Consider the following 13,296-nt stretch of genomic DNA (forward strand, 5'->3'; position numbering starts at 1 on the left):
TAACAATACAATATCTTATAACGAATCTGACTCACCACGAATAAAAGCCAAAACTTTTGGCAAATCTTCCGGCTGAACCAAAACTTCGCGAGCTTTAGAACCTTCAGAAGGTCCCACTACTCCTCGAGATTCAAGCAAATCCATCAATCGACCTGCCTTTGCAAAGCCAACGCGCAACTTGCGCTGAAGCATTGAAGTAGAGCCAAATTGCGAGCTAACAACAAGCTCTGCAGCCTGAAGCAACTCATCCATATCGTCGCCAATATCGCTAGTTTTAAGCTTGCTTTGAGCTTGAGCATCAGCTTTTTGAGCCATTTGCTCAATATCTTCACGATACTTTGGCTTGCGCTGCGTGCGAACATACTCAACAGCCTTACGAATTTCAGATTCACTCACCCACGAACCCTGCACACGCTGAGGCTTAGCAGCACCCATTGGAAGGAACAAAGCGTCACCTTGACCAATCAAAGTTTCCGCACCAACAGTATCGAGAATAACCCTGGAATCCGTTGCAGATGAAGTAGCAAAAGCCAAGCGAGAAGGAATATTTGCTTTAATCAGGCCTGTTACAACATCAACAGACGGACGCTGAGTAGCGAGAACTAAATGCACACCTGCAGCTCGAGCAAGCTGAGTAATACGCTGAATAGAACTTTCCACATCGTTCTTAGCAACCATCATCAAATCAGCCATCTCATCTACAACCACAAGTAAATACGGGTATGGAGCAACTTTTCGCTCAGATCCAGCCGGAGCATGAACCTTTCCTTCACGAACAGCCTTGTTGAAATCTTTAACATGACGGAAACCAAAGAATTGCAAGTCATCGTAACGAGCATCCATCTCTTTAACAACCCATTCAAGAGCCTGCGCAGCCTTCTTAGGATCTGTAATAATCGGAGTAAGCAAATGCGGAATGCCAGCATAAGCAGAAAGCTCCACGCGCTTAGGATCGACCATAATCATGCGAACTTGTTCAGGAGTTGCTCTCATAATAATCGAAGTAAGCATTGAATTAATGAAACTCGACTTACCAGAACCAGTAGCACCAGCAACAAGCAAATGCGGCATTTTATCGAGAGCTGCCGTTACGAAATGACCTTCAACATCTTTTCCAACGCCTGTAAGCATAGGATTAGGGTCATTCATAGCTTTTTGCGAGCGCAGAACATCTCCCAAATGCACAATTTCGCGGTCGACGTTTGGAATTTCAATACCAATAGCAGACTTTCCTGGGATTGGCGACAAAATACGCACATCCGTACTAGCTACAGCGTATGCAATATTTTTTTGCAAATTCGTAACTTTTTCAACTTTTACACCAGGACCAAGCTCAACCTCGTACTGCGTAACAGATGGGCCTCTAAGGAATCCAATAACGTGAGCGTCAACGTCAAACTGTTCGAAAGTAGAAGTTAACGCGCGAATAACGTTATCGTTTGCTGGAGTTCTCGCAGCATGAGGCTTGCCATAAGCCAAAAGATTCAAATCAGGGAGCTTGTAAGGTTCAGAGGAAGAATCAAAAGAAGGCTCATTATTATTGCCAGCACCACTTTCACTGCCGGCAGCATTTTCATCATCTGAATCTTCCTGATCCCTGCGATATTGATCCATACGTTCAGCTGGAATACTTGACCACGGATCGCTTGCAGATAAAGAGGAATCACTCATAGGAGCTTTTGGCAATATTTCTTCAGGAACAGGCTTTGATGAAGATGAAACACTTCTAGGTGTAAGTTGACTCGAATTATTATCAGCATTTTCAAATTGAGAATTATTTGCAGCATTATTATCTGAAAAGCTGCTCACAGTTCTTGCTTTACGAGGTTCAACTCTTTCAAGATTATCTGCACTATTACCGTGAGAAGCAGCATGCGAAAATGCATCATCGCCGGCGTATTCGTCAAGCAATTCCCCATTATTATTGCTGTTTTTACGCTTAAAGAATGATTTAAACAGTTTCAATACAGAAGACATTTGAGAAGATCTGCTATTATTTTTAGGCGATTCTTCATTGTGAGTTGGCACATCATCTGCAAATTCCAAAGAATTGGTTTTGCTGTCAGAATTATCTTCTGCAGAGTTTCCTAAATCTTCAGAAGACTTTTTACTGTTATATTTAGCAAAAATAGTAGCAACACTTTGAGCTATATCAGTTACATGAAGGCGAGCAATCATTAATATCGAAAAAATAGCAGCTACTACAAAAATAATAATTGCAAAAATACGAGAAAGACCCCACGATAGCGGAGATCCGAGCACAAAACCTAATAACCCACCTGACTTCTGTACAGTGTCTAAATTAAACGCTTTTCCGCGAGGTGCAGAAGAAATATCAAGAATTGAGCAAACAGACAACAATAGAATAATAAATCCGCTAATAACACGAGGATTACCAGAGCCAACTCCACTGTTACGCATCAACCTAAAAGCAACAACGCTTAACCACACAGGCAGAACAACGCTCATAATTCCAAGCAAACTAGAAGACACAAAATGGAGACCTACTCCAATAAACCCACTAACTCTAAACCATTCTGATGCGCAGAACAAAATCGCAAGAACAAGCATAACGAAGCACAAACCGTCCCTGCGATATGCCTCATCGTATTCTCCAACACCAAAAAACGAGCGCACTAACTTTCCTAAAGTTCTAGGCACAAACAGGAGAATTGTCTCCCACAATGGTTCACTAGGTGAAGCCTTACCAGCCATAAATACTCCTTCTGTGCATTACTTCATTGCGCACGCACAATTTAAGTCGGGAAACACCCTAACCATATCAGTTTACCCTATGTACTGTTTGGCTTGAAGGGTTACAAAACTAACAAAAAACGGCTGGTCAATTACCAGCCGTTCAAGTGGGGTGGCTAACGCGGCTTGAACGCGCGACCTTCTGAACCACAATCAGATGCTCTACCGACTGAGCTATAGCCACCATGCGCGTGAAAACATACATAATCACACAACAAAGGGATACTATACACGATTTTCTAGATTTCCGCCAGAGCAACACACTTCGGCGCGTCGTAGTAGCAACATCAATTATTCGACAATGGCAAATGCAACAATGGGTGTATGAGTTTTTCTGAGCAAAATCAACGCATTTTTGGCGTAACTGCAAATAGCAACAACACGACAGCACTTCTTCTTGGCTCAGGCGAGCTTGGCAAGGAAATTGCGATTGAGCTTATGCGATTAGGCGTGCGAGTATGCGCTGCCGATAGCTACAAAAACGCTCCTGCAATGCAAATAGCTCACGAATACCACGTGCTAGATATGTCGAATCCGCAAGAATTGCAAGAACTTATTTCAAATGTGAATCCTGACATTATTATTCCAGAAGTTGAAGCTATTGCTACTGAAGTTTTGAAAGATGCTGCTAAAAAGAATATTCAAGTCGTTCCTAGCTCAGATATTGCCGCGATTGCAATGGATCGCGAGCGCTTGCGTAGAATTGCGCACGAAGATTTAGGACTGCCTACTACACCGTATTGTTTCGCTTCATCTTATGAAGAGTTAGAGGATGGAGCTAAAAAAGTTGGATATCCTTGTGTAGTTAAGCCTGTTATGAGCTCTTCTGGTCACGGTCAGTCAATAGTTCGTAGTTCTGAAAATTTGCTTGCAGCTTGGAATGAAGCTCAGCATGGCAGGCGTGCAGCAGCTGGTCATGAGAATGAGTGTTCACGCGTTATTGTTGAAGCTTTAGCTCCGCTTGATTATGAGCTTACAGTACTTACAATAAGCTCTTGCGCAGGAATTACTACTTGTGAGCCGATCGCTCAGCGTCAGCAAGACGGAGACTATAGAGAATCTTGGCAGCCTGCAAATATTCCTGAATCGATCCGCACTAATGCGAAAGATATTGCAAAGCGCGCTGTAGAAGGTTTGACTGATATTGCGCAAGAAGCTGGCGAAACAGGTTGGGGCGTTTATGGAGTCGAATTATTCGTGCTTACTGATGGCTCTTTGCTTTTTAATGAATTGTCACCTCGCCCACACGATACTGGCATGGTAACTATGATTTCGCAGCACTACAGTGAATTCGCATTACACGCATTGGCTATTTTGGGAGTTCCAGTTACAGCTAACTATACTGAGCTTTCTTTGAAAAATAATGAAGTTGCAGCAAGTCACGCCATTGTTATTAAGGCGGAAGGATCTGTTGGTTTTACGAATATTGCTCAAGCTTTGCAATCTGGCGAAAATTATCGATGCAACTTGCGTATTTTTGCTAAGCCTTCTGTACATGGTCACAGACGCATGGCAGTTTCTTTAGCTACTGGATTAACGCAAGAAGAAGCTAGAGAAAATGCGACACGCGTCGCCATTTCGCTAAAAACTACACAAACAAATGCTTAGATACATTGAAAATTAAGGCATAGGAGTTAAAAAAGATAATAATTTACAGTATGCACGAAGGGAAATTTTGTAGGTAACAATTGTTACGCTAATCGTGCTGGCAAAGGTCAGGTAAACCTACAAATATTGTTGGTTTGCGCCTACAACTGTGAATGCACATAAGAGAGGGCATATCATGGAAAAACTTGAGAAGTTGTACGAAGGCAAAGCCAAAAAACTGTATGCTACCGATGACACCAATGTGCTATGGGTTGAATACATGAACCAGGCAACAGCTGGTAACGGTCTGAAGAAAGCTCAGATTGCAGGTAAAGGCAGTTTAAATAACCGGATTACTTCGTTACTATTCCATTTACTTGAGGCGCGCGGCGTAAAAAGCCACTTCCTCGGACGAATTTCCGATACTGAACAACTTGTAAAGCGTATGCGCATGTTCCCACTGGAAATTATTATGCGAAATACTGCTGCAGGTTCTTTTGCAAAACGTTATAACGTTAAAGAAGGAACACCTTTAAAGAAGCCATTGTTGGAGTTCTGCGTAAAGTCCGACGAGCTTGGTGATCCATTTATTAATCCTGAAGGCGTTGTGGCTCTTGGATTAGCAACAGATGAAGAAATAGCAGAAGTCACTCGTCAAGCTCATGCTGTTAACAATGCTTTGTTGGATATTTTCTCAAAGATTGATGTTCAGCTTGTCGACTTCAAGATTGAAGAGGGCGTGGACGCCGAAGGAAATATTCTTCTCGCTGATGAAATAACTCCTGATACTTGCAGACTTTGGGATAAGCGCAATGCTGGTACGAATGAGGTAAGCCATTTGGACAAGGACTTGTTCAGACGCGATTTAGGCGACATCATTCCTGCTTATGAAGAGATTTACGATAGGCTTGCATCTTTAGCTCAAAGCGAAGGCTTGGATGTCTCTGTGCGCAAACCTGACGATTGCGTAGAACGATAATGATTGTTGTGGCTCGTACCTTTAGGGGTGCGAGCCACATGCATTCTTAATGTGATTTTGAATAATTTAATATTTATAATTTAAAACCAATACAACAATAAACACTGCATTCATACCGCACATTCAACAAGGTAGGTTTCTCGTGGTATTTCGCGTATATGTGGAAAAACGCACTGGTTTTGACGTTCAAGCGCAACAGCTTTTACATGAGCTTAGGGAGATTCTTGGCATAAGCGCGATTACTTCCGCAAGAATTATTAACCGTTATGACGTTGAAGGTATCAGCAAAGATTTATTCGACAATGCTGTGCAAACAGTATTAAGCGAACCTCCAGTTGATAATACTTACGATTACTTGCCTATTGAAACCGACGAGCACGTATTTGCTGTAGAATTTTTGCCTGGTCAATTCGATCAGCGTGCGCAATCTGCTAGCGAATGCATTCAACTTATTAGTCAAGGCGAACGCCCAACAGTGCGCACTGCTAGAGTAATCGCTTTAAAAGGTGATCTTGACGAAAAAGCACTAAACGATATTAAACACTACGTTATTAATCCTGTTGAAGCGCGAGAAGCTTCACTTGATGAGGTAAAAAGTTTACAGCGAGAAGCAGTTGTACCATCTGATGTAGAAGTAATTAGCTCATTTAACGATTTAAACGAAGCTGGATTACAAGACTTTATTAATACTCGCGGTTTGGCAATGGATTTGGCTGACGCAAAGTTCTGCCAGAAGTATTTCCGTGAAGAACATAGAAATCCTACTATTACAGAAATTCGCGTTATTGATACGTACTGGTCCGACCACTGCCGTCACACGACTTTTGGCACCGAGCTTACAGATATTTCTATTGACGATAACACTGTTCAAGAAGCATTTAGCCGTTATCTTGATTTGCGAAAAGAACTAAATCGCGAAAATAAGCCTATTTGCCTTATGGATATGGCAACTATTGGCGCAAAATACTTAAAGCATACCGGCGAGCTTAAAAATTTGGACGAGTCAGAAGAAATCAACGCTTGCACAGTAAAAGTTAAAGTGGACGTAAACGGTCACGACGAAGATTGGCTATTCCTGTTTAAAAACGAAACACATAATCATCCTACAGAGATTGAGCCTTTCGGTGGAGCTGCAACTTGCATTGGTGGCTGCATCCGTGATCCTCTTTCTGGACGCTCCTATGTGTATCAAGCAATGCGCGTAACTGGTGCTGCAGATCCACGCACGCCTATTAGCGAGACTTTAAACGGTAAGCTTCCGCAGCGAAAAATTGTAACTTCTGCTGCCGCAGGATACTCTTCTTACGGAAATCAGATTGGTTTAGCTACTGGCGAAGTACACGAGTTATACCACCCTGGTTATGTTGCAAAACGTATGGAGGTTGGTGCAGTTGTTGCCGCTACCCCAGCCGACCATGTGCGCAGAGAAACTCCAGCTCCTGGCGATGTGATTATTCTTCTTGGCGGACGCACTGGTAGAGATGGCATTGGCGGCGCAACTGGCGCTTCTAAAGCTCAAGATGTTGAAAGTATTGAAGAGTGCGGAGCTGAAGTTCAAAAAGGTAATGCTCCTATTGAGCGAAAACTGCAACGACTTTTCCGACGCAAGGATGCTTGTCAACTTATTAAGCGTTGCAACGATTTCGGCGCTGGCGGCATTTCTGTCGCAACTGGCGAAATTGCCGACGGCTTAACTATTAATCTCGACAAAGTTTCTAAAAAGTACGAAGGTCTCGACGGCACTGAGCTTGCTATTTCTGAATCTCAAGAGCGCATGGCTGTCGACGTTGCATCAAGTGATGCTGAAGAATTTTTGAAGTATGCTCGTGAAGAAAATCTTGAAGCAGAAATAATAGCGACTGTTACTGAAGAAGCACGAATGCGAATGACTTGGCGTGGAAAAACCATTGTTGACTTAAGCCGCGCATTCTTGGCTTCTAATGGCGCTGCAAAACAGCAGATATTGCATATTGAAAGTGGAGAATCTTACGAAACTCCATGGCAGAATCAGTCAGATTTGCCGTTAGAAAAGCGCATGCATAACTTAGTTTCGGATATTAATATTGCTTCAAATAAAGGCTTATCTGAACGATTTGATTCTACTATTGGCGCTGCTACTGTGCTTATGCCTTTTGGCGGTCGTCGCCAGCTTACTCCTGCTCAAGCCATGGTTGCTAAATTCCCAGTATTTGGCGAAACAAACACAGCTTCCGCAATGGCTTGGGGATTTAATCCGTATTTGATGGAAAAGAATCAGTTTACTGGAGCTTATGTTGCGGTTGTTGAATCATTGGCAAAGCTAGCAGCTAGCGGTTTCACTCGCGAACGTGCTTACTTGAGTTTGCAAGAATATTTTGGCAAGCCTCACGATATTCCAGAGCGTTGGGGAAAGCCAGCTGCAGCAGTTCTTGGTGCTTTAAGTGCACAGCTTGATTTTGGCGTTGGCGCTATTGGCGGCAAAGATTCTATGAGCGGCAGTTTTGAGAATCTGGATGTGCCACCAACTTTGATTTCGTTTGCTGTTTCTACCGGAGACGCACGTTTAACTGTTTCACCTGAATTTAAGGGTGTAAATCATAAAGTTATACGTATTGCTCCAAAGTATAAATCCGACGGAATCACTCCAGAAAAAGAAAGCTTCCTGAAAGCACTAGAAATTGTAGAAAATATTACGAAAAACAAGCAAGCTCTTGCTATATCTACTCCTGGCTACGGTGCTAGCGCAGAAAGCTTATTCAAAATGACGCTTGGAAATCATATTGGTCTTAAATTATTCAACAATTTAAGCGACGATGATTTATTTAAGCCAGCATATGGAAGCTTCTACGTTGAACTCAAGGAAGACGCTGAAGTTCCATCTTTAGCTAATACAAGCTTGGTTGACGTTGAGATTGTTGGCGAAACAACTGAAAATTACGCAATTACTTCATCAAATAGCGAAGAAATTGATTTAAGTGATTTGCAAAAGGTTTGGGAAAGCGAACTTTCCTCAATCTTCCCGTACAAAAAGCCTGGCGAGATTGTAGAAACTATTAATAACAAAACTAATGTTTCTACTACAAATCACATGCACATAGGAAAACTAAAGCCGCTTTCGCATCCTCGCGTTATTATCCCGGTTTTCCCTGGAAATAATTGCGAATACGATACGCAAGCTGCTTTTGAAAAAGCTGGAGCAGACGCTCATACGCTTATTATTAATAATTTAAGCGCAAAAGATATTGCACAATCAGCTGAGAAATTGGTTGAAGAGATTAAAAAGAGTCAAATTGTAATGATTCCGGGAGGCTTCTCCGGAGGCGATGAGCCGGACGGTTCTGCGAAATTCATTACAGCATTCTTTAGGAATCCAGCAGTAACAGACGCAGTTCGTGACTTGCTTAATAATCGTGACGGTTTAATGCTTGGAATTTGCAATGGCTTCCAAGCGCTTATTAAGCTGGGCTTGGTTCCTTTTGGAGATATTGTTCCTATGGATTCTAACTGCCCAACTCTTACCTACAACACTATTGGCAGACACCAAAGTAGGATTGTTCGCACTAGAGTTGCTTCAAATCTTTCACCATGGTTAGCAAATACGCAAGTTGGAGACATGCATACTGTTGCAATTTCTCATGGAGAAGGTCGCTTTATTGCTACTAACGAAGTTATGGAAAAGCTTATTAAAAACGGTCAAATAGCTACACAATATGTTGACAGCAATGGCGTACCAAGTATGAGCTTAAACGTAAATCCTAACGGCTCAATGATGTCAGTAGAAGGTATTACAAGCCCAGACGGTCGAGTTTTTGGAAAAATGGGACATTGCGAGCGCGCAGGTCGTGACTTGTATGTCAATATTCCTGATTTCCACGAGCAACCATTGTTTGAAGCTGGCGTTGAATATTTCACTGCATGAGCTTTAGTTTACAGTTGCAAGACTTGTATCAAAATAACTACAAAATTCGACGATTACAATCATCGATTATTAGGGGGTATGAATGTCTGCAGAACTTGAAGATATTCACGAAGAATGCGGCGTATTTGGTGTGTGGGGTCATCAAGATGCAGCTAGGCTGACATATTTTGGACTTCATGCGCTACAGCATCGAGGACAAGAAGGTGCCGGCATTGTATCTAACAACAATGGCAAATTGCATGGGTATCGCGGATTGGGATTGCTAACTCAAGTATTTAGCAATGAACAAGTTATGAATCGTCTTACTGGAAACAGGGCTATCGGTCACGTGCGATATGCTACTGCAGGTTCTGGAAGCGTTGATAACATTCAGCCTTTCCTATTCCGTTTCCACGATGGAGACGTAGCTCTTGCTCATAACGGAAATTTGACAAATTGCACTAGCCTACGTAATTCCTTGGAAGATAAAGGCTCAATATTCCACTCAAATTCTGATACTGAAATATTGATGCATTTGATTCGCCACTCCAGTAAAGCAACTTTTATGGATCGCCTAAAAGAAGCTTTACAAACTGTTCATGGCGGTTTTGCTTACTTATTACTTACTCAAGATGCACTAATCGGAGCGACTGATCCAAATGGTTTCCGCCCTCTTTCGCTTGGTCGTATGAAGAACGGCGCATACGTGCTCGCTTCTGAAACTTGTGCGCTTGATATTGTGCGAGCAGAGTTTATTCGCGATATTGAGCCTGGCGAAATCATTGTTATTAATGACGATGGCTACACTATTGAGCAATATACGAAGCATGTACAGCATGCAGTATGCTCAATGGAATTTATTTATTTCGCTCGCCCAGATTCTAATATTTACGGTATTAATGTTCATTCTGTGCGAAAGCGTATGGGTGCGCGTTTGGCTAAAGAATCTCCTGTTGAAGCAGATATGGTTATTGGAGTACCTAATTCTTCACTTTCTGCTGCTGCAGGATACGCTGAAACAAGCGGAATTCCAAACGAAATGGGATTGATTAAAAACCAATATGTTGCACGCACTTTTATTCAACCGACACAAGAATTACGCGAGCAAGGCGTTCGTATGAAACTTTCTGCTGTTCGTGGTGTGGTTGCAGGAAAACGCGTTATCGTTATTGACGATTCGATTGTTCGCGGAACTACTTCTAAGCGCATTGTGCAATTGCTTCGAGAAGCTGGCGCTAAAGAAGTGCATATGCGTATTTCTTCCCCTCCGCTTAAATATCCTTGCTTCTACGGTATCGATATTCAAACTACGAAGGAACTTATTGCAGCAAAGCATTCAGTTGAAGAAATTCGCGAGTATATCGATGCTGATTCCTTAGCATTTTTGTCTTTAGATGGATTAGTCGAGTCGATTGGATTAAAAAAGCCTGCTCCTTATGGCGGTTTGTGCGTTGCTTACTTTAATGGCGACTACCCTACTGCACTAGACGATTATGGCGAAGAATTCTTGGCTTCCCTTACTCCTGAAGAACGCGAACATTTGCAAGAAGTAAGGAAGCACAGTAAATATTCACACGAAAATCTTATATAACTTAATAACTTGATTATTTATTAATTAAATTGTTCATTGCAATTTATAAATAAAACTTAAGAAAATACTTATAACATTGTTACGAAAGGAACCAATATGCCACACGCATATGAAGAAGCTGGCGTAAGCGTAGAAGCAGGATACGAAGTAGTACGTCGTATTAAATCTCATGTAAATCGCACAAAGCGCCCAGGCGTTGTAGGTGGCATTGGCGGATTTGGCGGCTTATTTGATTTGGCATCTCTTGGTTACAAAGAGCCAGTGCTGATTTCTGGCACGGATGGCGTTGGAACCAAGCTTGTGATTGCAAAAATGATGAATAAGCATAACACTATTGGCATTGATTGCGTTGCAATGTGCGTAAACGATATTGCAGCTCAAGGTGCCGAGCCGCTTTTCTTCCTCGATTATATTGCATGCGGAAAAAACAATCCTGAAATACTTGAGCAGGTAGTTTCAGGCGTTGCAGATGGTTGCGTGCAATCTGAAGCAGGTTTAATTGGCGGCGAAACTGCTGAAATGCCTGGAATGTATGACGAAGACGAGTACGATCTTGCAGGTTTTGCAGTAGGCGTTGCAGAACGTTCGAATATTGTTGACGGCTCCACTATTACTGCCGGCGACGTGCTTATCGGACTTCCTTCTTCAGGAGTTCATTCAAATGGATTCTCTCTTGTTCGCAAAGCTTTGTTTGAAGAAGCAGGTTTTAGCGTTGACACCAAGCTAGATGAGCTTGGCGGCAAGACACTTGGCGAAGTTCTTCTTGAACCTACTCGAATCTACGTAAAAGCTTTAAAGCCACTTTTTGCAGAACATCTTATTAAGGGAGTTGCTCATATTACAGGCGGCGGATTTATTGAAAATGTTCCACGCATGTACGCAGATGATTTGGCTGCAAAAATTGATACCACTAGCTGGAGCGTTCCACCTATTTTTGGAGTTATTGAAAAAGCTGGAAAAGTTGCTCACGCTGAAATGTTCAACGTTTTTAATATGGGTATTGGCATGGTTTTGGCAGTTGACGAAAACAAAGCAGACGAGGCAATGCGAATACTAGACGAGCATAACGAAACAGCTTATATTATTGGCAAAATGGCTAAGCGCGAAAACGTTGCAGTCGAATTGTTGTAATCCACAAAACAGCAAAATATAAAGCTGCAAAACAGTAGACAGCGAAATCTTAAAGCAATAAAGGATTAAAAATGAAAGTTTTAGTAGTTGGTTCTGGCGCTCGCGAACACGCTATTGCACACGCGCTACTTAAAGGAGAAAGCGTTGAAGAAGTAACTGTTGCTCCTGGAAATCCTGGTATTGCAGCAGATGGCATTCAAACTGCAAACATAAGTCAATCAGATCATGACGCTCTTATTAAGTTCGTTAAAGACAATAACTACGATTTTGCGTTCATTGGTCCTGAAGTTCCCCTTATGAATGGCATTGTTGACGATTTTGAAGCGCATGGAATTGCCGCTTTTGGTCCAAACAAAGCCGCAGCTCAAATTGAAGGCTCTAAAGATTTCGCAAAAAAGCTTATGGCTCGTCACAACGTTCCAACTGCCTCCTACAAAACATTTGACGCTTTGGAGCCGGCACGCGCATACGTTCTTGAGCATGGTGCTCCAATTGTTATTAAAGCGGATGGTTTGGCTGCTGGAAAAGGCGTTACTGTTGCTATGGATGAGCAAACAGCAATTGATGCTTTGGATGATATCTTCGTAGATCATCGTTTTGGTCAAGCTGGAGCAAAAGTTGTTATTGAAGAATTTTTGCAAGGTCAAGAGTTTTCGCTTATGAGTTTTGTAAGCGGAACTGATTTTTGGGTTATGCCTATTTCTCAAGATCACAAGCGTGCTTATGACGGAGACAAAGGACCAAATACTGGAGGCATGGGAGCTTATAGCCCTGTGCCGCAAATTAGCGACGAAACAGTTCAGCGTGCTATCGACGAAATTGTGCGCCCAACTGTTGAAGGACTAGCTAAAGAGGGTACGCCTTTTACTGGCGTGCTTTATGCTGGCTTAATTGATACAGCAACAGGTCCTAAAGTTATTGAGTTTAATGCTCGTTTTGGAGACCCAGAAACAGAAGTTGTGCTTCCTCGCCTTACTTCAGATTTTGGTGCAGCTATATGGAATATTTTGCGACATAAAAGCCCAACTTTTACTTGGAAAAATAACGGTGTTACGCTCGGCGTAATTATTGCAAGCGAAGGCTACCCTGGCACTTTAGTTACCGGAACTCCCTTTCCTCAAATTCCTGTTGACGAAAATCAAGGTCAGCACGTGTATTATGCAGGAGTAAAAAGCGATGAAGAAAGCGGCAAACTTCTTACTTCTTCAGGTAGAGTAGCTCTTGTGCAAGTGCATGGAGATGACGTAAAAGACGCTCAAAACAACGTCTACAGCATATTAGATAAGGTTAATCTTCCACACATGTTCTTTAGGCATGATATCGCATCTAAAGCTTTAAAATAGTTTGTTAATTGATATAGTTTTCATTAACAAATTG

The 13,296-nt window shown here is 42.2% G+C and carries 7 protein-coding genes and 1 tRNA gene; 6 read left to right on the forward strand and 2 right to left on the reverse strand.

Going from position 1 to position 13,296, the window contains the following annotated elements; translation table 11 throughout:
- Positions 1-15: 15 nt before the first annotated feature.
- Positions 16-2,715 carry a DNA translocase FtsK 4TM domain-containing protein gene (locus HXT44_RS05265; protein ID WP_421782733.1) on the reverse strand — a complete coding sequence of 900 codons (2,700 nt, stop codon included), beginning with the start codon at positions 2,713-2,715 and terminating at the stop codon, positions 16-18.
- 147 nt (positions 2,716-2,862) lie between these two features.
- Positions 2,863-2,938 (reverse strand) — tRNA-His (locus HXT44_RS05270).
- 140 nt (positions 2,939-3,078) lie between these two features.
- Here HXT44_RS05270 and purT point away from each other — a divergent pair.
- From purT to purD, 6 genes are all read left to right on the forward strand, one after another.
- Entirely contained in the window at positions 3,079-4,362 is a 1,284-nt protein-coding gene (purT, locus tag HXT44_RS05275) for a formate-dependent phosphoribosylglycinamide formyltransferase (protein WP_421782735.1), read from the forward strand.
- Between the two features lie 175 nt (positions 4,363-4,537).
- The gene (purC, locus tag HXT44_RS05280; RefSeq protein ID WP_421782737.1) at positions 4,538-5,320 is read left to right on the forward strand and encodes a phosphoribosylaminoimidazolesuccinocarboxamide synthase; all 783 of its coding nucleotides are present in this window, start codon (positions 4,538-4,540) and stop codon (positions 5,318-5,320) included.
- A 142-nt stretch (positions 5,321-5,462) separates the two neighbouring features.
- Complete coding sequence (locus HXT44_RS05285) at positions 5,463-9,218, forward strand: phosphoribosylformylglycinamidine synthase (protein ID WP_421782740.1); 3,756 nt, start codon at positions 5,463-5,465, stop codon at positions 9,216-9,218.
- 82 nt (positions 9,219-9,300) lie between these two features.
- Positions 9,301-10,788, forward strand: a complete 1,488-nt coding sequence (gene purF / locus HXT44_RS05290) for an amidophosphoribosyltransferase (protein ID WP_421782741.1) — start codon at positions 9,301-9,303, stop codon at positions 10,786-10,788.
- A gap of 96 nt (positions 10,789-10,884) precedes the next feature.
- Positions 10,885-11,919 carry a phosphoribosylformylglycinamidine cyclo-ligase gene (gene purM / locus HXT44_RS05295; protein ID WP_421779375.1) on the forward strand — a complete coding sequence of 345 codons (1,035 nt, stop codon included), beginning with the start codon at positions 10,885-10,887 and terminating at the stop codon, positions 11,917-11,919.
- A gap of 71 nt (positions 11,920-11,990) precedes the next feature.
- The gene (purD, locus tag HXT44_RS05300; protein WP_421782743.1) at positions 11,991-13,262 is read left to right on the forward strand and encodes a phosphoribosylamine--glycine ligase; all 1,272 of its coding nucleotides are present in this window, start codon (positions 11,991-11,993) and stop codon (positions 13,260-13,262) included.
- The last annotated feature ends 34 nt before the right edge of the window (positions 13,263-13,296 follow it).

It is taken from the genome of Gardnerella sp. DNF01198P, assembly GCF_049244165.1.
In the GTDB taxonomy this organism is placed as follows: domain Bacteria; phylum Actinomycetota; class Actinomycetes; order Actinomycetales; family Bifidobacteriaceae; genus Bifidobacterium; species Bifidobacterium swidsinskii.